At 74.0% G+C, this 21,827-nt stretch carries 15 protein-coding genes; 5 read left to right on the top strand and 10 right to left on the bottom strand.

All coding sequences use genetic code 11. From position 1 onward, the window contains the following. Positions 1-73 precede the first annotated feature (73 nt). Positions 74-448: a PH domain-containing protein gene (locus ACQP1S_RS06860; protein WP_091245558.1), complete on the top strand. Its 375-nt coding sequence runs from the start codon at positions 74-76 to the stop codon at positions 446-448. A gap of 100 nt (positions 449-548) precedes the next feature. Here ACQP1S_RS06860 and ACQP1S_RS06855 read toward each other — a convergent pair whose 3' ends face one another. After that, the gene (locus ACQP1S_RS06855) at positions 549-1,475 is read right to left on the bottom strand and encodes a 2-hydroxyacid dehydrogenase (RefSeq protein WP_432904302.1); all 927 of its coding nucleotides are present in this window, start codon (positions 1,473-1,475) and stop codon (positions 549-551) included. Between the two features lie 165 nt (positions 1,476-1,640). Between ACQP1S_RS06855 and ACQP1S_RS06850 the strand changes: the two genes are divergently transcribed. From ACQP1S_RS06850 to ACQP1S_RS06840, 3 genes are all read left to right on the top strand, one after another. Next, positions 1,641-3,446, top strand: a complete 1,806-nt coding sequence (locus ACQP1S_RS06850) for a GAF domain-containing SpoIIE family protein phosphatase (protein WP_432904300.1) — start codon at positions 1,641-1,643, stop codon at positions 3,444-3,446. 70 nt (positions 3,447-3,516) lie between these two features. Further along, positions 3,517-4,680 (top strand): PQQ-dependent sugar dehydrogenase, encoded by a 1,164-nt coding sequence (locus ACQP1S_RS06845; protein WP_432904297.1) that lies wholly within the window; start codon positions 3,517-3,519, stop codon positions 4,678-4,680. A gap of 101 nt (positions 4,681-4,781) precedes the next feature. Next, positions 4,782-6,416: a metallophosphoesterase gene (locus tag ACQP1S_RS06840; RefSeq protein ID WP_432904294.1), complete on the top strand. Its 1,635-nt coding sequence runs from the start codon at positions 4,782-4,784 to the stop codon at positions 6,414-6,416. Positions 6,417-7,470: 1,054 nt separating this feature from the next. Here the strand turns inward: ACQP1S_RS06840 and ACQP1S_RS06835 are convergent. From ACQP1S_RS06835 to ligA, 6 genes are all read right to left on the bottom strand, one after another. Then, a complete protein-coding gene (locus ACQP1S_RS06835) occupies positions 7,471-9,828 on the bottom strand; it encodes a transketolase-like TK C-terminal-containing protein (protein WP_432904291.1) in 2,358 nt (785 codons plus the stop codon). 157 nt (positions 9,829-9,985) lie between these two features. Further along, positions 9,986-11,485, bottom strand: a complete 1,500-nt coding sequence (gatB, locus tag ACQP1S_RS06830; RefSeq protein ID WP_091245544.1) for an Asp-tRNA(Asn)/Glu-tRNA(Gln) amidotransferase subunit GatB — start codon at positions 11,483-11,485, stop codon at positions 9,986-9,988. A gap of 13 nt (positions 11,486-11,498) precedes the next feature. Next, complete coding sequence (gatA, locus tag ACQP1S_RS06825; RefSeq protein WP_363667224.1) at positions 11,499-12,974, bottom strand: Asp-tRNA(Asn)/Glu-tRNA(Gln) amidotransferase subunit GatA; 1,476 nt, start codon at positions 12,972-12,974, stop codon at positions 11,499-11,501. A gap of 76 nt (positions 12,975-13,050) precedes the next feature. Further along, complete coding sequence (gatC, locus tag ACQP1S_RS06820; RefSeq protein ID WP_067307096.1) at positions 13,051-13,356, bottom strand: Asp-tRNA(Asn)/Glu-tRNA(Gln) amidotransferase subunit GatC; 306 nt, start codon at positions 13,354-13,356, stop codon at positions 13,051-13,053. Between the two features lie 146 nt (positions 13,357-13,502). Then, positions 13,503-15,887 (bottom strand): putative bifunctional diguanylate cyclase/phosphodiesterase, encoded by a 2,385-nt coding sequence (locus ACQP1S_RS06815; RefSeq protein WP_432904286.1) that lies wholly within the window; start codon positions 15,885-15,887, stop codon positions 13,503-13,505. 190 nt (positions 15,888-16,077) lie between these two features. After that, on the bottom strand, positions 16,078-18,234 hold the full coding sequence (ligA, locus tag ACQP1S_RS06810) for an NAD-dependent DNA ligase LigA (protein ID WP_432904284.1): 2,157 nt from the start codon (positions 18,232-18,234) through the stop codon (positions 16,078-16,080). Positions 18,235-18,395: 161 nt separating this feature from the next. Here ligA and ACQP1S_RS06805 point away from each other — a divergent pair, with 161 nt between their 5' ends. After that, complete coding sequence (locus tag ACQP1S_RS06805; protein WP_432904281.1) at positions 18,396-18,908, top strand: type II toxin-antitoxin system PemK/MazF family toxin; 513 nt, start codon at positions 18,396-18,398, stop codon at positions 18,906-18,908. Positions 18,909-19,244: 336 nt separating this feature from the next. On the opposite strand, the gene ACQP1S_RS06800 is transcribed toward ACQP1S_RS06805, so the two are convergent. The 3 genes from ACQP1S_RS06800 to ACQP1S_RS06790 form a co-directional block, all read right to left on the bottom strand. After that, positions 19,245-20,258, bottom strand: coding sequence for an ADP-ribosylglycohydrolase family protein (locus ACQP1S_RS06800; RefSeq protein WP_432904278.1), 1,014 nt, complete (start codon positions 20,256-20,258; stop codon positions 19,245-19,247). A 151-nt stretch (positions 20,259-20,409) separates the two neighbouring features. Next, positions 20,410-20,778, bottom strand: a complete 369-nt coding sequence (locus tag ACQP1S_RS06795; RefSeq protein WP_176738975.1) for a VOC family protein — start codon at positions 20,776-20,778, stop codon at positions 20,410-20,412. Positions 20,779-20,813: 35 nt separating this feature from the next. Further along, positions 20,814-21,821 carry a methionine synthase gene (locus ACQP1S_RS06790; protein WP_432904275.1) on the bottom strand — a complete coding sequence of 336 codons (1,008 nt, stop codon included), beginning with the start codon at positions 21,819-21,821 and terminating at the stop codon, positions 20,814-20,816. Positions 21,822-21,827 lie beyond the last annotated feature (6 nt).

Raw genomic sequence — 21,827 nt, 5'->3', positions numbered from 1 at the left:
CCAGCCGCCGGTGGTCGCGGCCGGTCGCCCGCCCGGCCGGAGCCGCCTCGGCCAGGGGTGGGATCATCGGACAGTGAGTCGCGCCGACACCATCCGCTTCCGGCACAACCAGGCCATCCTGGTCGCGGCCGTCATCGCCACCATCGGCGCGCTGCCCCTGGCCGCCGCCCGGTGGTACCTGCTGCCGGTGCTGCTGGTCCCGCTGGCCGTCGCGATCTGGGCCTGGCGCTCCGGCACCGACGCCGACCCGCGCGAGCTGCGGCTGCGGGCGCTGGCCGGGGGCCGACGAATCCCCTGGGAACAGGTCGTCGAGCTGGCTGCCGACCCGCGCGGCCGGGCTGTCGTCCGGCTCGCCGACGGGCAGCAACTGCCCCTGCCGGCGGTCCGGGGCGTGGACCTGCCCCGCCTGGTCTCGATCACCGGGCAGACCCTGCCCGACCCCCACTGATCCGGGGGCCCGCGACCCGCCGGCCGACCACCGCTCCCGGCCCGCCCGGCACCACCCCGTGCGGCCCGCCGCCGCCCCGGCCCGCCCGGCACCGCCGGCGTCAGTAGCCGTCGACCACCGTGTTGACCAGCGGCGTCCCGGCGACGAACCGGCGCACCTGCTCCCCCACCAGCCGGTACGCCCGGGGCAGCAGCCCGCGTACCGAGCCGGCGACGTGCGGGGTGAGCAGCACGTTCGGCAGCTCCCAGAGCGGATGGTCGGCGGGCAACGGCTCCGGGTCGGTCACGTCCAGCGCCGCCCGCAGCCGGCCGGAGGTCAGCTCCGCGACCAGCGCCGAGGTGTCCGCCACCGGGCCCCGGGCGGCGTTGACCAGCAGCGCCCCGTCCGGCATGGCGGCCAGGAAATCGGCGTCGACCAGCCCTCGGGTGGCAGCGGTCAACGGCACCAGCAGCACCACCACGTCGGCCCCGGGCAGCAGGCGGGGCAGCTCGGTCACCGCGTGCACCCCCTCGGCCGGCCGGGCGGTCCGGGCGACCAGGGTGAAGGTGACGTCGAACGGGGCCAGCCGGGCCCGGACCGCCGCACCGATCGAACCGGCCCCCACGATCAGCACCCGCTTGCCGGTCAGCTCGTCGGTCGGCGCGACCTGGTCGTACGCCCACTCCCGCCGCGCCTGGGCGCGGGCCAGCGCCGGGAAGCCGCGCAACTGGGCGAGGATCGCCGTGACCACCCACTCGGCGGTGCTGGCGTCGTGTACCCCCCCGGCGTCGCACAGGGTGACCCCGGCCGGCACCCGGCCGGCCCAGGCGTCCGCCCCGGCGGAGAGCAGCTGCACCACCGCCAGCTCCGGCAGCCGGTCCAGCATCGCCGTGGTGTCCGCACCGGCCAGGAACGGCGGCACCCAGAACCGGACGTCGGCCGGGTCGCCGGGCGGGTTCTCCGGGTCGGTCCACGGCTGTACGGTGACACCGTCCGGCAACGGCCCGAGCAGCTCGACACCGGCGGGATGCGGAATCCATACCTTCACACGTGCCGACGATAGCCCTCCGACGGCGGGCGGTGCCGACGGGCCGCCGAACGACGCCGCACCGGGCGACGCCGCCCACGTCCACAGGCGCTGGTCGGCCAGGGCGGGTATAACCGAGGGTCGGACGTCGCACGGCGCCCCCCCTCCACGGCAGACAGGTGGTCGATGACCGAGCGCAGCGAACGGCCGGCTGTCGAGATCGTCGCGTTGGCCGACCCGGCCCGGCTGCGGTCGCTGACCGACACCGGGCTGGACGCCGCGCCGGACGAGGCGTTCGACCGGTTCGCCCGGCTGGTCGGCGACCTGCTCGACGTGCCGGTGGCGCTGGTCTCCCTGGTCACCGAGACCCGCCAGTTCTTCCCCGGCGCGGTCGGGCTGCCCGACCCGTGGGCCGCCCGTCGGCAGACCCCGCTGAGCCACTCGTTCTGCCAGCACGTGATCGACACCGAGATCCCGCTGGTGCTGCCGGACGCCCGGCTCTACCCCCGGGTCCGGGAGAACCTGGCCGTGCCGGAGCTGGGTGTCGTCGCGTACGCCGGGATGCCGCTGACCGACCTGGACGGCCGGGTGCTCGGCTCGCTGTGCGCGATCGACAGCAAACCCCGGGCCTGGACGAAGGCACAGCTGCGGACGCTGGCCGACCTGGCGGCGGCCTGCTCCTCCGAGCTGCGGCTGCGGATCGCGCTGGATGCCGCCCAGGAGGCCCGCCGCCTGGTCGAACACGCGCACGACCGGCTCAACCTGCTCGCCTCGCTGAGCGAGACCCTGGCCGGCACGCTCGACGTCGAGACGGCCGTGGGGCGGCTGGCCGACGCGGTGGTGCCGCTGCTGGCCGACTGGGCCATGGTGACCCTGACCGACCGGGCCGGTACCCCCCGCCGGGTCACCGCCGTGCACCGCGATCCGGCCCGGGCCGCCGAGGTGGCCCGCTTCGGCGAGCTGGCGCTGCGCCGGCTCGGCCCGGCCTCGATCACCCGGACGGTGCTGCGGACCGGTCAGCCGGTGCTGCGCGGCGTCGCCGACCTGGACGACGTCCGGCGGGCCAGCGACGCGCCGGAGCTGGTGACCCTCGCCGAACGGCTGGGCTTCGCCTCACACCTGACCGTGCCGGTGCCGGCCCCCGGCCGGGGCGCGGTGATGGGCGCGGTGACCCTGGTCAACGGGGCTGACCGGCGGGCCTTCGACGAGGACGACCTGGGCACCGCACTGGAGATCGGCCGGCGCGCCGGGCAGGCGGTCGGCAACGGCTGGATCTACGGCGAGCAGCGGCACGTCGCCGAGGTGCTGCAACACAGCATGCTCCCGCAGTTGCCGCAGAGCCCGTGGGTCGAGCTGGTGGCCCGTTACCAGCCGGCCGCCGACCGGGTGGAGGTGGGCGGTGACTGGTACGACGCCTTCGTGCAGCCCGACGGCGACCTGATCGCAGCGATCGGTGACGTCGCCGGCCACGACATCGAGGCCGCCGCGACCATGGGTCAGCTGCGCAACCTGGTACGGGGCAACGCGTACGCGCGCAGTGATCCGGTCGACGAGCTGATGCGGCGGTTGGACGCCACCATCTCGGGGCTGCGCATCCCGACCGCCGCCACGGCGGTGCTGGCCCGGCTGCGGCCGGCACCGGGCGGGGTGGCGGTCACCTGGTGCAACGCCGGCCATCCCGCGCCGCTGCTGGTCACCGCCGACGGCACGGCACGGCTGCTCGAAAGCCGGCGGGAACCACTGCTGGGGTTGACCCGCCCGGTCCCGCGCACCGGGGCGCAGGTGCTCCTCGCCCCCGGGGACACCCTGCTGCTCTACACCGACGGGCTGGTGGAGCGGCGGGACCAGCCGATCGACGAGGGCATGGCGCAGTTGTGCGAGCGGGTCACCGCCGCCGGGGCCCGCCCCGCCGCCGACCTGTGTGACCTGCTGCTCGGCTCCGAGCAGCGGCGCGAGGACGACGTGGCGCTGCTGGCCCTGCGGGCCCGCTGAGGCGTCCGCCGACCGGTGGCCCGTCCCCGGTGACCCGGCGGGCCCGGGTTCGCGGGCTAGGCTGGGCCGGGTGAGCGCCCGTCTGCCGTACCCCCGCACCGCCCGGGTCCGCGCGGCCCTGGCGACGTCCGGTGTCGCACTGCTGCTGACCGGGTGCAGTCTCGGCCCGCCGGAGCCCGACCCGGCCGGTGAGCCACCCAACCTGCCGACCCCGTCGGCGTCGACGGGCAACCCCGAGCAGCAGGTGGTGGCCACGGTGCTGGCGAAGGGGTTGCGGGTGCCGTGGGGGATGGCCTTCCTGCCGGACGGGGCGGCGCTGGTCACCGAACGGGACAGCGGCAGGATCCTCAAGGTCGGGCCGGAGTCCGGGCCACAGGGGTTGACCGTCACCCCGGCGCAGACCGTGCCGGGGGTGGCCGCGTCCGGCGAGGCGGGGCTGCTCGGTGTCGCCGTCTCCCCGGCGTACGCGCAGGACCGGTCGGTCTTCGTCTACTACACCACCGAGCAGGACAACCGGGTGGCCCGGTTGACGCTGGGCGGCACCCCCACGCCGATCCTGACCGGCATCCCCAAGGCCGGCAACCACAACGGTGGCGGGCTCACCTTCGGCCCGGACGGGCAGCTCTACGTCAGCACCGGCGACGCCGGTGACCGCGCCGCCGCCCAGGACCGGGCCAGCCTGGCCGGCAAGATCCTGCGGATCACCCCCGACGGCAAGCCGGCGGCGGGCAACCCGTTCCCCAACTCGCCGGTCTGGTCACTGGGGCACCGCAACGTGCAGGGCATGGCCTGGGACGCCGGAAAGCGGATGTACGCCACCGAGTTCGGACAGAACACCTGGGACGAGATCAACCGGATCGACAAGGGCGCGAACTACGGCTGGCCGACGGTGGAGGGGCAGGCCGGGAACAACAGGTTCGTCGACCCGATCGTGCAGTGGGGCACCGACGAGGCGTCCTGCTCGGGGCTGGCCGCGACGGGCCGGCTGTTGGCCACCGCCTGCCTGCGCGGGGAGCGGCTCTGGTTGGTGGAGTTGACCGACAGCGGCACCGTGCTCGGCGCACCCCGGGAGCTGTTGACCGAGAAGTACGGCCGGCTGCGGGCGGTCGCCGCCGCCCCGGACGGTTCGCTCTGGGTCTCCACCTCCAACCACGACGGGCGGGGCCAGCCGGTGCCGGAGGACGACCGGCTGTTGCGGCTGGTCTTCGCCGACGGCGGCGCCGGCCGGAGCTGACGACACGCCGACGGTCGGACAGCAGGGCAGGTACCGGGCGGATCGGCCGCCCGTCCGCCGGGTTTGCCAAGATCCTTCACTGGGCAGGTCAGAATCTCAGCATGGACGGTCAGGAGAACGAGCAGCGCGGGCCCGGGGACACCGACACCCCCTCCCGGCGTGAGCGGCGCTGGCGGCCCCGGTGGCCCACCGACCGGTCGGGGCGGGCGCGGCGGGTCGGCGTGATACTGGCGGTGCTGCTGGTCGCCCTGACCGGAACGGCCCTCGGGGTGTTCGCCGGCGGTCGGGTCAGCACCGACATCGGCCCGTTCCGCGCCGACCTGACCCTCGCACCGGCCGTTCGGGGCGGCACCACCGTCGACATTCCCCCGCTGGGCGCGCTCCAGCTCGACAGCCACCAGGGCCCGACCCACCTGACGGTCGGCCTGGGGGCCCTGGATCAGCGCAAGACCGAGGCGTTGATCGACGACCCGGCCGGCATCAGCCGGGCCAGCCAGTCGGCGGTGACGGACGTCCGCAACGGGGTGCTGCGCCTCGGGCTGCGTACCCTCGGCGCGGCGGTGCTGGTCACCCTGATCCTGGCGGCGTTGGTCTTCCGGGACACCCGGCGTACCGCCTGGGCCGGCGGGGTGGCTCTGGTGGTCACCGTCGGCAGTCTCGGGCTGGCGGCGAGCACCCTGCGCCCGCAGGCCATCGAGGAGCCGCGGTACGAGGGGCTGCTGGTCAACGCGCCGGCGATCGTCGGTGACGCGCGGCGGATCGCCAACGACTACAGCCGCTACGCCGAGCAGTTGCAACGACTGGTGGGCAACGTCAGCCAGCTCTACACCACGGTCTCGGCGCTGCCGGTGTACGAGCCGGCGCCGGGCACCACCCGGGTGCTGCACGTCTCCGACATGCACCTCAACCCGACCGGCTGGCAGCTGATCCGCACCGTGGTCGAGCAGTTCGGCATCGACGTGGTGATCGACACCGGTGACATGACCGACTGGGGCAGCGAACCCGAGGCGTCCTATGTCGGCTCGATCGGCCTGCTCAAGAAGCCGTACGTCTACATCCGGGGCAACCACGACTCGCCCAGGACGGCGGCGGCCGTGGCCCGGCAGCCGAACGCGGTGGTGCTGAACAACTCGACCACCACCGTCGCCGGGCTGACCGTCGCCGGCATCGGGGACCCCCGGTTCACCCCGGACAAGGAGACCTCACCGGCCGGCAGCGGCCTCACCGCGCAGGTCGCCAACCAGGTCATCGGGGCCGGGGAGACGCTCGCCGCCACGATCCGCAGCTCGCCGCAGCCGGTGAACATCGCGCTGGTGCACGACCCGGCGTCGGCCGGGCCGCTCTCCGGCACCTGCCCACTGGTGCTGGCCGGGCACACCCATGCCCGCCAGATGTCCAAGCTTCCGCAGGTGGACGGCCAGCAGCCGACCCAGCTGATGGTGGAGGGCTCCACCGGCGGCGCGGGGCTACGCGGGCTGGAGGGTGAGAAGCCGACCCCGCTGTCGATGTCGGTGCTCTACTTCGACCAGCAGAGGCTGCTCCAGGCGTACGACGACATCACGGTCGGCGGCACCGGGCAGGCCCAGGTGAACCTGGAACGCCACGTGATCCGCGATCCGGCGAAGGGCGCCGACGTCCCCGTCACCCCGACCCCGACCCGGGGCGCCTCGGAGTCCCCGTCCCCCTCCGGTACCGCTCCGACCCCCACGTCGCCGTCCCCCAGCCCGACCCGCTGACCTACCGCTCTCCCCACCAGCCGACTCCCCCGCTGGGCCTGTCCGGGCCGAGCGGACCTGACCGCTGGGCCTGGCCCGGTAACACCAGGCCGGGCGGGGCGGCCCAGGTGAACCGGGCCGGGCGGGTCGGGCCAGGCGGGTCGGGCCAGGCAGGGCGGGCCAGGCAGGGCGGGTGGCCAGGCCCTGGTGCGAGCGCCCGCAGGCTGTCGCCGGCCCCTGCCGCTGCCGCTGCCCCTGCCGCACCACCGGAACCCGCCTCCAGAACGACAGTGCCACTCCGACACCGCCGAGCCGGTCGGTGTCGGCGCGCGGTCGAGCGCGCCACCTCGTTCGGAAGCCACCGCACATCACCCAAAGTCACCCCCAGGCCACCACCACCTACCCCCACTCGGAGACTTTGCTCTGCTGCCCCGACAGCGACAGTTACATACGGCAATGCCGCCGATCCCCGCCCTTAGCTGATCGTTTCGCATTCGCACTGGTCAAAGCTCTGTCGCTTCGAGGGCAGCAGAGCAAAGGATGCGAACCGATGACAGTGGAGGTCAGCAATCACACACGGAGGGTTATCTGCCGCGATGCGGCACACGCGCCCACGGAGGGTTATCGAAGCAGGGCAGCATTCGGCTTCCGGGTGGGTGGCAGAGAGTGCCAAGTAGTTCGCGCGCTCGCATCGTAAGCCGTTTACCGGACCCGCACCGAGGCTGCGGAGAACCTGGGCAGGGTCGACGACCGTCCCCGGCCTTCGGTCGCAGATGCCACCAATCCGGTCCAGAATGAGGGACGCGACGAAACCTGGGGCGGGGCCGGGACGCCATGAAACCGAGGCGGGGCCGAGGACCCCAGGAAATCCGAGGCGAGACCGGGCAACCCCGAGGCGGGACCGGGGAACCCCGAGGCGAGACCGGGGAACCCCGAGGCGAGACCGGGGAACCCCGAGGCGGGACCGGGGATGCATCGCAACCCGAGGCACACGTGGGGCAGGAAGCTACGTGACGACGCCGGGCCGGGGGCAGCAGGAGCAGGGGCAGAGCCGGGCGTGCGGGTGGCAGGTGGGTCAGCGCAGGGACAGGGCGGCCAGGGCGGCATTGACGATGCTGCCGGGCAGCAGGTCGTGCAGTTCGTACAGCTCGCGGACGCTGCCGGACTGGCCGAACTCGTCCACCCCGAGCGGCACCGCCGGCACCCCGAGCGCCGAGCCGAGCCAGGCCATCGCGTGTGAGGCGGCGTCGTGCACGGTCACCAACGGGGTACGGTCCCCGAAGGCGGCCCGCAGCGCGCCCGGGACGCTCGGCACGGTCGCCGTGCGCACGCCCTGGCGCAGGGTGCGCTGCCAGGCCCGGTAGAGCCGGTCGAGGCTGGTCACGTCGACCACGTGCGCGGCGATGCCCTCGTCGGCCAGCTCGGCGGCGGCGGCGAGCACCTCGGGCAGCACCGCCCCCGAGGCGGCCAGGGTCACCACCGGCGCGTCCACCAGGTGCGGGTACGCCTGGTGCGCGTCCACCAGCCGGTACGCCCCGGCGACCACCTGCCGGCGCAGCACCGCGTCGCTGAGGCGGCCCCGGGCCGCCTCGAACGGCGTCTGGTCCAGCGGGCGGGTGCTCAACCGGAAGTAGTACGCCCCGTCCTCGGCCGGCGCGGCGGTGGCAGCCGGCGCGGCACCCTGCGCGATCTGGCCGAACGCGTCGCAGAGCAACCAGTCGAGGCTGGTCGCGTACGCCGGTTCGCAGAAGGTGACGCCGGGCAGTTCCAGGCCGACGGAGGCGGTGATGGTCGACTGGTGGGCACCACCCTCCGGGGCCAGCGTGACGCCCGACGGGGTGCCGGCGACCACGAACCGGGAACCCGAGTAGGTGCCGTAGAGGAACGCGTCCAGCCCACGCAGCACGAACGGGTCGTAGACGGTGCCGACCGGTAGCAGCGGCTGCCCGGACAGGTCCCACGACAGGCCGAGCTGCCCCAGCAGCAGGAACAGGTTCATCTCGGAGATGCCCAGTTCGATGTGCTGCCCGGCGGGGCTCTCCGTCCAGCGCAGCATCCGGTCCTGCGACCAGGACCGCCGCTCGGTCGGGGCGAACACCCCGGTCTTGTTGATGAACCCGGCCAGGTTGGTGGAGGTGGCCACGTCCGGCGCGGTGGTGACCAGGTAGGGCGCCACCTGCGGGTCCCGGGCCAGCTCCACCAGCACCCGCCCGAAGGCCTCCTGGGTGGAGATCGGCTTGTGGGTGCGTACCCCGGTGGTCTCCGGGACGCTGACCCCCAGCGACCGTTGGCGGGGCATCCGGGCCAGCGCCTCGCGGCGCGCGCCGGCCCGGATGCCGGCCGGGCTCGCCGGATCGAGCCGGTCCCACTCGGTCGCGGTGGTCAGGCCGTGCGCCGTCCGCAGCACCTCGATCTGATCGGTGGAGAGCAGCGCCGAATGGTTGCGCGGGTTGCCGGCGAGCGGCAACCCCCACCCCTTGACGGTGTACGCGAAGACGACGCTGGGCCGGTCGGTGACCGCGTCGCACTGCGCGTACGCGTCGAGCATGGCCTGCAGGTCGTGCCCGCCCAGGTCGGTGACGAGCGGGGCCAACTCCTCGTCGGTGAGGTCGGCGATGAACTCGGCGATGCCGGTCGGCGCGCCGTCCAGGAACTGCTGACGCAGCGCCGGCCCGGCCAGCCCGAACAACGACTGGTACTGCTCGTTCGGCATCCGGTCGATCCAGTCGCGCAGCGCCGCACCGCCCGGCCGGGCGTACGCCTGCGCCAGCCGACGGCCGTACTTGACCTCGACGACGTGCCAGCCGGCGGCCTCGAACTGCCCACGCCACTGGTCGATCCGGATGCCGGGCACCACCCGGTCCAGCGACTGCCGGTTGAAGTCGACCAGCCACATCACGTTGCCCAGGCCGGTGGTGGCCGGGTCGGCGACCGCCTCCCAGATGTTCCCCTCGTCCAGCTCGGCGTCGCCGATCAACGCGACGAACCGGGAGTGCGGCCGGACACCGAAGTGGGCGTCGACGTAGCGGCGGGTCACCGCGGCGAACAGCGGTGCCGCCGCGCCCAGCCCGACCGAGCCGGTGGAGAAGTCCACCTCGTCCGGGTCCTTGGTCCGCGACGGGTACGACTGCAACCCGCCCCGCGCCCGCAACCTCGGCAGGTACGACCGGTCCAGGTTGCCCAGCAGGTACTGGATCGCGTGGAACACCGGGGAGGCGTGCGGCTTGACCGCCACCCGGTCCTCGGCGTCCAGGTGGGCGAACCAGAGCGCGGTCATCGCGGTGACCAGGGAGGCGCTGGACGCCTGGTGCCCGCCGACCTTCACCCCGTCGCCGGTGTCCCGGTCGTGGTTGGCCGCGTCCACGATCCGGGTGGCGAGCCACAGCACCCGTCGCTGGATCTCGTCGAGGACGTCGAGGTCGTGCTCGTTCACGGGAACTCCATCCGGGCGTCGCCGTTGACGCCCTCGGGCGGGGGGTCGCGCGGGTCGCGCGCGTACTCCGGGGGTGCGGTGCGGGCCGCCGTCGGGTCACGACGACGGCCCTCGCCGGGTGGCGGCCAGGGACCCCGTCGGGCCCCGGCCGCACCGGTCAGCCCTGGACGCCGAGGCGCTCCAGGATCAGGTCACGCAGGGTCTTGGCGTCCGCCTGGCCACGGGTGGCCTTCATCACCGCGCCGACCAGCGCGCCGGCCGCCGCCACCTTGCCGCTGCGGATCTTGTCGGCGATGCCCGGGTTGGCGGCGATCGCCTCGTCCACGGCGGCGGTGAGCGCACCGGTGTCGGAGACCACCTCCAGGCCCCGGTTGGTCATGATCTCGGTGGGCGAACCCTCGCCGTCGACCACGCCCTCCAGCACCGTACGCGCCAGCTTGTCGTTGAGCTTGCCCGCGTCGACCAGGCCCTGGAGCTCGGCGACCTGCGCCGGGGTGGCCCCGATGTCGGCCAGCTCCACGCCGGTCTCGTTGGCCCGACGGGACAGCTCACCCAGCCACCACTTACGGGCCGCCGCCGGGGTGGTGCCGGCGGCCACGGTCGCCTCGATCAGCTCGACCGCACCGGCGTTGAGCACCGACTGCATGTCGAGGTCGGACAGGCCCCACTGCTCCTGGAGACGGCGACGGTGCAGCCGGGGCAGCTCCGGCAGGGCCGCCTTCAGCTCGGCCACCCAGGCGGTGTCCGGGGCGAGCGGCACCAGGTCCGGCTCCGGGAAGTAGCGGTAGTCGGTGGCGGTCTCCTTGGAGCGGCCCGGCGTGGTGTCCCCGGTGTCCTCGTGGAAGTGCCGGGTCTCCTGGGTGATCCGGCCGCCCGCGTCGAGCACCGACGCCTGCCGCAGGATCTCCGAGCGGACCGCCCGCTCCACCGACCGCAGCGAGTTGACGTTCTTGGTCTCGGTGCGGGTGCCCCACTCCTCGCCCGGCAGGTTGAGGGAGGTGTTGACGTCGCAGCGCAGCGACCCCTCCTCCATCCGTACGTCGGAGACGCCCAGCGAGCGCAGCACGTCCCGCAGCTCCGTCACGTACGCCTTGGCCACCTCGGGGGCGAGCGCACCGGTGCCGGGAACGGGCCTGGTGACGATCTCCACCAGCGGGATGCCGGCCCGGTTGTAGTCGACCAGCGACTCGGTCGCGCCGTGGATCCGGCCGGTGGCCCCACCGACGTGCAGCGTCTTGCCGGTGTCCTCCTCGAGGTGCACCCGCTCGATGCCGATCCGCACCAGCTCGCCGCCGACCTCGACGTCCAGGTAGCCGTCGGCGCACAGCGGCTCGTCGTACTGGCTGATCTGGAAGTCCTTCGGCATGTCCGGATAGAAGTAGTTCTTCCGGGCGAACCGGCACCAATCGGCGATGGAGCAGTTCAGCGCCAGCCCGATCCGGATGGTCGCCTCGATGGCCGCCTTGTTGGCCACCGGCAGCGACCCGGGCAGACCCAGGCAGACCGGGCAGACCCGGGTGTTGGGCTCGCCGCCGAAGTCGGTCGGGCAGCCGCAGAACATCTTGGTGTTCGTGCCCAGCTCGACGTGGGTCTCCAGGCCGATCACCGGCTCGTAACGCGCAACGACCTCGTCGTACGCGGGCAGTGTCGTCGTCATCTGAACTCCAGCCTCACAGTGCCGGTGGGGTGAACGTGCCGACCACGGACTCCAGCGCGGCGGCGACCCGGTACATCCGGTCGTCGGCCATCGTCGGGGCCATCACCTGCAGACCGACGGGCAGCCCCTCGGACAGGCCGCACGGCACCGAGATGCCCGGCCCGCCGTAGAGGTTGGTCGGGATGGTGAACAGGTCCGCCAGGTACATCTGGTACGGGTCGGCGGTGCGCGCCCCGATCGGGAACGCCACGAACGGCGTGGTGGGCGAGATCAGCGCGTCGACCTGCTCGAACGCCGTGGTGAAGTCGCGGGTGATCAGGGTACGGACCTTCTGCGCCTGCCCGTAGTAGGCGTCGTAGTAGCCCGACGACAGCGCGTACGTGCCGACCATGATCCGCCGCTTGACCTCGGCGCCGAAGCCGGCCTCCCGGGTCAGCGACATGACCTCCTCCAGCGACCGGTTGCCGTCGTCGCCGACCCGCAGCCCGAACCGGACCCCGTCGAACCGGGCCAGGTTGGAGGAGCACTCGCTCGGCGCGATCAGGTAGTACGCCGGCAGCGCGTACCGGAAGTGCGGGCAGGACACCTCGACGATCTCGGCGCCCAGCTTGGCCAGCGTGTCCACCGAATCGCGGAACGCGGCCATCACGCCCGGCTCCGCACCCTCACCGGTGAACTCCTTGACGATGCCGAGCTTCACCCCGGTCAGGTCACCTGTCGCACCCTGCCTCGCGGCGGCCACCACGTCCGGCACCGGCTGCGGGATGGAGGTGGAGTCGCGCGGGTCGTGCCCGCCGATGACCTGGTGCAGCAGGGCCGCGTCGAGCACGGTCCGGGCGCACGGGCCGGGGGTGTCCAGCGAGGAGGAGAACGCGACCAGGCCATACCGGGAGGTGCCGCCGTAGGTGGGCTTCGCGCCGACGGTGCCGGTGACCGCGCCGGGCTGGCGGATCGAGCCACCCGTGTCGGAGCCGATGGCCAGCGGAGCCTCGTACGCGGCCAGCGCGGCGGCGCTGCCCCCGCCCGAGCCGCCCGGGATCCGGTCGGTGTCCCACGGGTTGTGGGTCGGGCCGTACGCCGAGTACTCGGTGGAGGAGCCCATCGCGAACTCGTCCATGTTGGTCTTGCCGAGCATCACCGTGCCGGCCGCGCGCAGCCGCTGCACGATCGTCGCGTCGTACGGCGGACGCCAGCCTTCGAGGATCTTCGAGCCGACGGTGGTCGGCACGCCCTTGGTGGTGAGCACGTCCTTCACCGCCACCGGCACCCCGGCCAGCGGACCCAGTTCCTCACCGGCGGCCCGGCGCTCGTCGACCGCGCGGGCGGCGGCCAGCGCCCCCTCGGTGTCGACGTGCAGGAAGGCGTGCACCCGGTCGTCGACGGCGGCGATCCGGTCCAGGTGGGCCCGGGTCACCTCGACGGCGGAGGTCTCCCCGGCGGCCACCAGCCCGGCCAGGTCGGTCGCGGTCATTCTGGTCAGGTCGGTCATGCCGTCGCCTCGCTCCGCTCACCGGCGCCCCGGGCACCCGGCGCACTGGGCTCGATGGTTCGCCTGTCACGCCCGCTCACGACGCCACGTCCTCGTCCAGGATCCGCGGGACGCGGAACCGCTGCTCGGCGACGTCGGGGGCACCCGACAGCGCCTCCTGCGGGGTCAGTCCGGGCACCACCACGTCCTCGCGGAGCACGTTGGTCAGCGGCACCGAGTGGGAGGTCGGCGGGATGTCCGCCGCCGTGACCTCGCCGACCTGCGCGACCGACTGGAGGATCACGTCCAGTTGACCGGCGAAGGTGTCCAGCTCCTCCTCGGTGACGGCGAGCCGCGACAGTCGCGCGAGGTGCGCGACCTCCTCGCGGGAGATGGCGGCCATCGGTGCCCCCTTCGTGACTGTGCTGCTGCGTCTGGGTGTGCCGGCCGCGCCGTCGACGGGATGACGCGCGGTGACCGGAGCGAGTCTATTGTCCTGCGCTCACCCCGACGCCTCCGACTCCCCTCATCCCGGTAGGACCGGGTCGGTCAGCGGGCGTGCCGGCGGGGAATCTCAGCGTCCGGGCTGGGCACCGGGCTGAGCGGGCGGTAGCGGGCCAGCCAGGCGGCCAGTTCGTCGGCGGGCATCGGGCGGGCGTAGAACCAGCCCTGCGCGGCGTCGCAACCGGCCGCGTGCAGGAGCCGCCAGGTCCGTTCGTCCTCGACCCCCTCGGCCACCACCCGCAGCCCGAGCGCGCCGGCCAGCTCGATCGTCGACCGGACGATCGCCGCGTCGTCGGCGTCCTCGGCCATCCCCAGCACGAACGACCGGTCCACCTTCACCTCGGACAGCGGCAGCCGGCGCAGGTGCTGCAACGACGAGTAGCCGGTGCCGAAGTCGTCCAGCGAGATGGCCACCCCGAGCTGGTGCAGCCGGGTGATGGTGGCGAGCACCCGCCGGGGGTCGGCCATCAGCGCCCCCTCGGTGATCTCCAGTTGCAGCCGTTCCGGGCGTACCCCGCAACCGGTCAGCCGCTCGGCGATCCGGTCCACGATCTCCCCGGTGTGCAGGTCGCGGACGCTGACGTTGAGCGCCGCCCGCAGGGTGATCCCGGCCGCCGCCCACTTCGCGAGCTGCGCCACCACGTCGTCGATCACCCGGTAGGTGAGCAGGCGCATCACGGCGCTCTGCTCGGCGACCCGGATCAGCTCCTCCGGGTCGACCATCCCCCGGCGCGGGTGCCGCCAGCGCAGCAGCGCCTCCACCCCGACCACCTCCCCGGTGGCGATGGCGACCTGCGGTTGGTAGTACATGGTGATCTCGCCGACCTCCGCCGAGCTGGCCGGCGGCGCGGCGTCCTGCGTCACCGAGGTCAGCACGGAGGGCCGGTGCTGCGGGGCCGCACCGCGGCGGCGGACCGGGTCGGCACCGGTGAGAATCCGGTTCAGCAGCTCGTCGGGGTGCGCCGGCCCCGGCCGCAGCCGTCGGCGCGGCAGCCACCACCGGCCCGGGACACCCAGCTCGGCCCCGCCCCGGGGACCCGGGTCGCTGGCAGGTCCGTCGTCGGGGGCCAGCCGGGGCGGCAGGGTCGCGCCGTCACCGCCCCGCACGGTCCGCCCGCCCGCCGGCCCGGCCTCCAGTACGCGCCGCAGGTCGGCCAGGAGCCCCAACCGCTCGGCGGAGTTGTGGTCGGACTCGGCCGCGTACACGGCGACGGTGTCGTTGCGGTGCTTCGCGTCGTACATGGCGACGTCGGCGTGGCGCATCAGGGTGGCGTAGTCCTCGCCGTGGTCGGGGAAGAGCGCGATGCCGATCGAGCCGCCGACGTCCAGCGGCAGCCCGTCCAGCGACACCGGTTCGGCCAGCGCGGCGACCACCCGGTCCGCCAACTCCCGGGCCTCGTCGACCCCGTCGAGCCCACCGGCCACGATCGCGAACTCGTCCCCGCCGAGCCGGGCCAGCAGGTCCCGGTCCCCGATCACCTGAGCGAGCCGGGCACCCACCTCGACCAGCAGCCGGTCACCGACCGCGTGGCCGAGCGCGTCGTTGACGTTCTTGAACCGGTCCAGGTCGATCAGCAGGAGCGCCACCTGCGCGCCGGGTTCCCCCCGGGCGGCCCGCTCGGCGTGCCGGTGCACCTGCTCGGCCACCTCGGCGAGCAGCGCCTTGCGGTTGGGCAGGCCGGTGAGCGGGTCGAGGGCCGCGAGCTGGACCTGTTCGTCGGAGAGGCGGGCCATCCGGTAGACCGCGAACAGCGGCACCAGCACCAGCGGGATCAGCGCGGCGTTGGCCCGCGCGGCGGTGACCAGGATTGGGGCGAGCAGCAGCAGCGAACCGGTGGACAGCAGTTCGAACGGCAGCCCCTGCCGGGCCGCCGGCCACCAGCGGCCGCCGAAGCGCAGCCGCAGCGCGGTGCTGACCAGCCCGTAGTTGACCACGAACCAGGTGACGGTCGCGCCGCCGACCGTGAGGATGTCGGTCCAGCCCCACCGGTCGTCGTCGAACAGGCCGCCCGGCCCGAGCCGGAGCACCAGGTACGCGGCGGCGAGCGCGCAGGCGTACTGGGCCGCGTTGAAGGTGGTCCGCCAGGGGGCGTGTCCCAGTCGTACGCCGGAGACGGCGACCGCGACGGCCTGCACGAACACCGCCGGGCCGAGACCCCAGCCGAGCAGGATGGCGAAGGTGAAGCAGGTGGACGGGAAGACCGCGGAGGTCTGCCGGCGTCCCGAGGGCACGAAGGGCCGGGCGTCGCAGCCGACCGCGAGCACCGCCATCGTCCAGAACGCGGCCGGCAACCGGTCGGGCCGGTCGAGGAGGTCGACCAGCGGCGCGACGGAGGCCAGGACGGCCAGGCCGATCACCCCGGCGACGAGACCCAGGAACGGTGCCTCCCGCCCACCCGGGAACGAGTTGCGGGGATCGGCGGTCTCCATCGCACCTCCCGGGCACGCCCATCAGGGTGTACGCCTGCCGCACACCTGCCACCATGAAACGCCCTGGGTGCCGGTGGATCCGTACGACAGCCACGAATCGGTCGTAGTCGTGACTAAGTTGGTATACGACCCCAAGATTCACCTATGGGTGGAGCGGGACAGGCGGGGCCGCGCCGGGTGGGGCGGGCGGTCAGCTCTCCTCGACCCGGGCCACCTCGCGGGCCGCCTCCGGGCCGGCGTCGAGCAGCACCCGGAAGCCGTCCTCGTCGAGCACCGGCACCTTCAGCCCGGCCGCCTTGTCGGCCTTGGTGCCGGGGTTGTCGCCGACCACCACGAAACCGGTCTTCTTGGAGACCGAGCCGGTGACCTTCCCGCCCCGGCTCTGGATCGCCTCGGCCGCCTGGTCCCGGCTGAATCCGGTCAACGTGCCGGTCACCACCACGGTGATCCCCTCCAGCGGGCGCGGCCCCTCGTCGACCGCCTCCTCGGCCATCCGGACCCCGGCCTCGGCCCACTTGCGGACCACGTCGCGGTGCCAGTCGACGGCGAACCACTCCTTGATGCTCGCGGCGATGGTCGGGCCGACACCGTCGACCGAGGACAGCTCCTCCTCGGCAGCCGCCTCGATCGCCTCCATCGCGCGGAAGTGCCGGGCCAGGGCCTGCGCGGCGGTGGGCCCGACGTGCCGGATGGAGAGCGCCACCAGCACCCGCCACAGGTCGCGTTCCCGGGCCACGGCGAGGTTGTCGAGCAGCTTGGTCGCGTTGGTGCCGAGGCTGCCGTCCTTGTTGACGAAGAACGGCGAGCGGGCGAGCTGCGCGGCGTCGAGGGAGAACAGGTCACCCTCGTCGCCGATGATCTCGGCGTCGAGCAGCGCGGCGGCACCCTTGTAGCCGAGCACCTCGATGTCGAACCCGCCCCGCCCGGCGAGGTGGAAGACCCGTTCCCGCAGCTGCGCCGGGCAGCTGCGGGTGTTGGGGCAGCGGATGTCGACGTCGCTCTCCTTGGCCGGGGCGAGCGGCGTGCCACACGACGGGCAGTGGGTGGGCATGACGAACGGGCGGGCGTCGGCGGGACGCAGCTCGATCACCGGGCCGAGCACCTCGGGGATCACGTCACCGGCCTTGCGCAGCACCACCGTGTCGCCGATCAGCACCCCCTTGCGTTCGACCTCACGGGCGTTGTGCAGGGTGGCCTGGGCGACCGTCGAGCCGGCCACGTGCACCGGCGTCAGCACCGCGTACGGGGTGATCCGGCCCGTCCGCCCGACCCCGACCTCGATGTCGAGCAGCGTGGTGTTGACCTCCTCCGGGGGATACTTGAAGGCGATCGCCCATCGGGGCGCCCGACTGGTCGAGCCGAGCCGACCCTGGATGGGGACCGGGTCGATCTTGACGACCACCCCGTCGATCTCGTGCTCGACGTCGTGCCGGTGCGCGGCGTAGTGGGCGATGTATCCCGCCACCCCGGCCAGGTCGGGGACCACCCGCCAGCGGTCGCTGGTCGGCAGCCCCCACGCCTTCAGCGCCGCGTACGACTCGGACTGGGTGGCCGGCCGGAAACCGGTGCGGGCACCGGTGCCGTGCACCACCAGCCGCAGCGGCCGGGACGCGGTGATCCGGGGGTCCTTCTGGCGCAGGCTGCCGGCGGCGGCGTTGCGCGGGTTGGCGAACGGGGCCCTGCCCTGCTCGACCAGGCTGGCGTTGAGGTCGGCGAAGCCGGCGACCGGGAAGTAGATCTCGCCTCGGACCTCCAGCAGCTCCGGGACGTCGGGGAACTCGTCGGACGGGGTGAGCCGGGCCGGCACGCTGCGGATGCTGCGGACGTTGGCGGTGACGTCCTCGCCGGTGCGCCCGTCGCCCCGGGTGGCGGCCCGGACCAGCCGACCCTTCTCGTAGGTCAGGTTGATGGCCAGGCCGTCGACCTTCAGCTCGCACAGGTAGGGCACCGGGCCACCGGCGTCCCGCTCGACCCGCTCGACCCAGGCGGCCAGCTCCTCGTCGGCGAAGGCGTTGTCCAGCGAGAGCATCCGCTCGGCGTGGGTGACCGGGGTGAAGTCGGTGGAGAAGGTGCCGCCGACCCGCTGCGTCGGTGAGTCGGGGGTACGCAGGGCCGGGTACTCCGCCTCCAACGCCTCCAGCTCGCGCAACTGCCGGTCGAAATCGGCGTCGGTGATGGTCGGCGCGTCGAGGACGTAGTAGCGGTACTGGTGTTCGGTCAGCTCCTGGCTCAACGTGGCGTGCCGCTCCCGCGCCTCGGGGGTCGGCTCACCGCCGGCCGCCGCCTCCTGCGCCGCGCTGACCTGCTGGGGAATCTCTTCTTCCGACACCCTGTCGCCTCCGGACATCGTGCGAACCTCCCCGTGATCACGCTACTGGAGCACGGTAACGGGCCGGTCGGACACTCTGCGGCCTCCCCCACCGCGCCCGACGGGCGGGCGACCCCCGACCGTGCGACGATCGCCGCACGTCGGCGGCACGGTGGCCGCCCGGAGGAAGGCGGGTACCGATGCCGGAGTGGGTGCTGTGGGGTCTGCTGATCGTCCTGGCGGTCGTCGCCGGCTGGGCCTGGAACGAGTGGCGGCAGCGGGGCGGACGCCCGTCGAGCGGCGGCCAACGCACCCGGCCGGAGCGGGGCACCCCGCCCCGGGACCGGGCCCGTCCGGCCGCGCCACCCCGCCCCCGCACCCCCACCGGCACGCCGCGGCCGGGTGACATCTGGTGGGCGGACGTGCCGTTCCACGACGGCACCGGCTCGAAGGTACGGCCCTGCCTGGTGTTACGCGCCGACGACCGGGGCGGTGAGGTACTGAAGATCACCAGCCAGGACAAGGGCGACCGGGACGACCACGTGTCGATCCCGACCCGGGACTGGGACCCGGACGCCGAGCACGACAGCTGGCTCGACCTGGCCGAGCCGCTGCACATCCCGGCCGACGCCTTCACCCGCCGGGCCGGCAGCTGCGACCCGGCGTTGTGGCGTCAGGTCCAACGGCTGCACGGACGCCGCAGCCCGGCCTGACCCGCACCGCACCCCGCCCTGACCGCACCCGGGCCGGACCGCACTCCGGCCTGACCCGCCCTTCGGGCCTGACACTGCCACGCCGCACCGCGCCCGCGCACCACCGCATCCGACTCCGCCGCACGGCGGAGCACGACCGGGTCGGTCGCGGGTCGGCGGACCGCGCGACGGCGCAGCCCACCGGTGATGCGACCCGCCTGGGGTACGGCCCGCGCGACGGCACGAACCGCCGGTGCTGCAACCCGCAGGGGTACGGCCCGCAGGGATACGGCCCGCAGGGGATACGGCCCGCGCGACGGCACGACCGGCCGGTGGTGCGGCAACCCTCCGGGCGGGTCAGTCCCAGGCCGCGCCGAGGGTGGCGAGCTGATCGGCGTACTCGATGCGGGGGGACCAGTCGGCTGGCCAGCCGGACAGCCCGTGGGCCGTGCCGAGGAACGCGCCGGCCAGCGCGGCGATCGAGTCGGAGTCACCCGCGGTGGTCGCGCCCCGGCCGATCGCCGCCACCGGGTCGTCGGGGTGCCGCAGGACGCAGAGCAGCGCGGTGGCGAGGGCCTCCTCGGCGATCCAGCCCTCCCCGGTGTGCCGGCACGGGTCACCGCCGTCGTCCGGCAGGCGCAGCGCGGCGTCGAGCCGGTCCAGCGCCGACCGGCACTCGTCCCACCCCTGGGCGATGAACTCCGCCGGGGAGTCCGCTCCGGAACGCCGCCACAGGTCGCCCAGCCAGTCGGCCCGGTAGGTGCGGCGCTGGGTCCGGGCCCGGTCGGTCAGCAGGCCGGGCAACTCCGCCAGCGCCGCGCCGTCCCGCAGCACCCGCACCGCGTACGCGGTCAGCTCGCTGGCGGCCAGGCCGGTCGGGTGACCGTGGGTGAGGCCGGCCTGGAGCTGGGACAGACCGGCGAGAGTGTCCAGGTCGACGTCGAGCAGCCCGACCGGGGTGACCCGCATGTTGGCGCCGCACCCCTTCGAGTCGATCACCGTCGCCTGCTGCCACGGCAGTCCCCGACCCAGCTCGCCGCAGGCCCGCAGGCAGGTCATCCCCGGTGCCCGGTTGTTCTCCGGGCTGGCGGCCCAGTCCAGGAAGCGCCGCCGGAGCAGCGGCTCGACCGCCTCCGGGGTGTAGCCGGGCGCGTCGTGCAGGGCCCACGCCACCGCGAGCGCCATCTGGGTGTCGTCGGTGACCAGCACCGGATCGCCGACCAGTTCCCGTGGCCCGTCCGGGCCGTACCGGCGGTGGATCTCCGGCACGGAGAGGAACTCGGTCGGCTTGCCGAGCGCATCGCCGTAGGCGAGCCCGAACAGCGAACCGGAGGCGCGGCGCAGCGAGGAGTCGATCACAACCCCGATCATGCCCCGCCCCGGCCACCCCGGCACGCCGGACGCCGCCGGCCGGGGCAGCGGCGTCGCGGCGGCACCCGTCGCGACACGTCCGCCACCCGGACGTCCGAGGACGGCCGGGCCGGCGGCGGCGCGGCAGCCGACGGCCCGGCAGGCAGCGGCGTCAGTCCCAACAGAGACAGAACGGGTGGCCCACCGGGTCGGCGTACACCCGGAAGCCCTCCCCCTCACCGGGCAGCCGACGGGCCCCCAGGGCGAGCGCCGCCTTCTCGGCCACCTCGATGTCGTCGACCGTGACGTCGAGGTGGAACTGCTGCGGACGGGCGGGATCGGGCCAGGCCGGAGGAAGCAGGTCGGGCGCCTGTTGAAAGGCGAGCCGGGGCTGCTGCCCGACCGGACCGCCGAGCACCACCCACTCGTTGCCGTCGGAATCCTCCTCGACCAGGGGCAGGCCGAGCAGCTCGGCATAGAAGCCGGCCAGGGCCCGCGGGTCGGGACAGTCGATGGCCACGGAACGCAGTTTTCCCATCATGACCGTCATCCTGCCCGCAGGGTACGACGTGAAACTCACTCCTCGTGCAGCCGCCGCCCGGCGTCACGACAGGCGGTGAGCACCGCACGGGCGTACTCCGGGCTGGCGCTGGCGAGGCCGCAGGCCGGGGTGACCACCACCTGTTCGGCGAGTTGGCGGCGCGGAAAGCCGAGGCGGTCCCAGAGTCCGCGTACCCGATCGGCGAGCTGGGCCGAGGTCGGCGCGCGGCCGGCCGACGGCGGCTGCGTCGGTGCCACCCCGGCCAGCAGGCCGAGACCGGCGTCGATCGCCTCGCCCAGCGGGTCCAGGTCGGTGAGCAGGGCGAGGTCCAGGGCCACGCCGACCGCCCCGGCGGTACGGAGCAGCTCCAGCGGCACGTCCGACGCGCAGCAGTGCACCACCGTCGGCACCCCGACCGCGGTGATGACCTCGCTCAGCAGGGAACGGGCGACGGTGGTGTCGACCGGTCGGTAGGTGCCCAGACCGCTCTCGGTGCGGACCCGCCCGGCGAGCGCCGCCGGCAGCGACGGCTCGTCGAGTTGGAGCAGCACCGACGCCCGGGGCAGCCGGCGGGCCACCGCCTCGACGTGCAGCCGCAGCCCCTCGGCCAGCGACGCGGTCAGCTCCCGCACCGCGCCCGGATCGCGCAGCAGCCGACCGCCGATCGGCAGCTCCACCGCCGTGGCCAGGGTGAACGGCCCCGCCGCCTGCACCTTCACCGGCCCGGCGTACGTCTCGGCCTGCTCGGCGAGCTGATCGAGGTCACGTTCCAGCAGGTCCCGGGCCCGGCGCAGGTCCCGACCGGGGCGGGGGGCGATCCGCCAGCGGGCGGCGTACAGCTCCACCGGCAACTCGACGAGCAGCCCGCCGGTCCGCCCGATCAGGTCGGCGCCGGGCCCCCGGGCGGGCAACTCGGGCAGGTGGGGCAGGGCGGGCAGTTCACCGACGACGATCCGTTGCGCCTCGGCGATGTCGGTGCCGGGCAGCGAACCGATGCCGGTCGCCGCGCCCGCCGGCCAGGGCCAGAGCTGCTGTCGAGTCACTGCCGA

This window comes from Micromonospora matsumotoense, from assembly GCF_050951065.1.
In the GTDB taxonomy this organism is placed as follows: domain Bacteria; phylum Actinomycetota; class Actinomycetes; order Mycobacteriales; family Micromonosporaceae; genus Micromonospora; species Micromonospora matsumotoensis.
Note: the sequence above shows the minus strand (reverse complement) of the source record. Positions and strands in the feature narration are given on the sequence as shown.

Bases quoted from the DNA above. Each gene is read 5' to 3' on its own strand.
- ligA (WP_432904284.1), bottom strand. From the start codon at position 18,234: ATGTCCGGAGGCGACAGGGTGTCGGAAGAAGAGATTCCCCAGCAGGTC.
- gatB (WP_091245544.1), bottom strand. From the start codon at position 11,485: ATGACGACGACACTGCCCGCGTACGACGAGGTCGTTGCGCGTTACGAG.
- gatC (WP_067307096.1), bottom strand. From the start codon at position 13,356: ATGGCCGCCATCTCCCGCGAGGAGGTCGCGCACCTCGCGCGACTGTCG.
- ACQP1S_RS06815 (WP_432904286.1), bottom strand. From the start codon at position 15,887: ATGGAGACCGCCGATCCCCGCAACTCGTTCCCGGGTGGGCGGGAGGCA.
- ACQP1S_RS06795 (WP_176738975.1), bottom strand. From the start codon at position 20,778: ATGATGGGAAAACTGCGTTCCGTGGCCATCGACTGTCCCGACCCGCGG.
- ACQP1S_RS06800 (WP_432904278.1), bottom strand. From the start codon at position 20,258: ATGATCGGGGTTGTGATCGACTCCTCGCTGCGCCGCGCCTCCGGTTCG.
- gatA (WP_363667224.1), bottom strand. From the start codon at position 12,974: ATGACCGACCTGACCAGAATGACCGCGACCGACCTGGCCGGGCTGGTG.
- ACQP1S_RS06850 (WP_432904300.1), top strand. From the start codon at position 1,641: ATGACCGAGCGCAGCGAACGGCCGGCTGTCGAGATCGTCGCGTTGGCC.
- ACQP1S_RS06805 (WP_432904281.1), top strand. From the start codon at position 18,396: ATGCCGGAGTGGGTGCTGTGGGGTCTGCTGATCGTCCTGGCGGTCGTC.
- ACQP1S_RS06840 (WP_432904294.1), top strand. From the start codon at position 4,782: ATGGACGGTCAGGAGAACGAGCAGCGCGGGCCCGGGGACACCGACACC.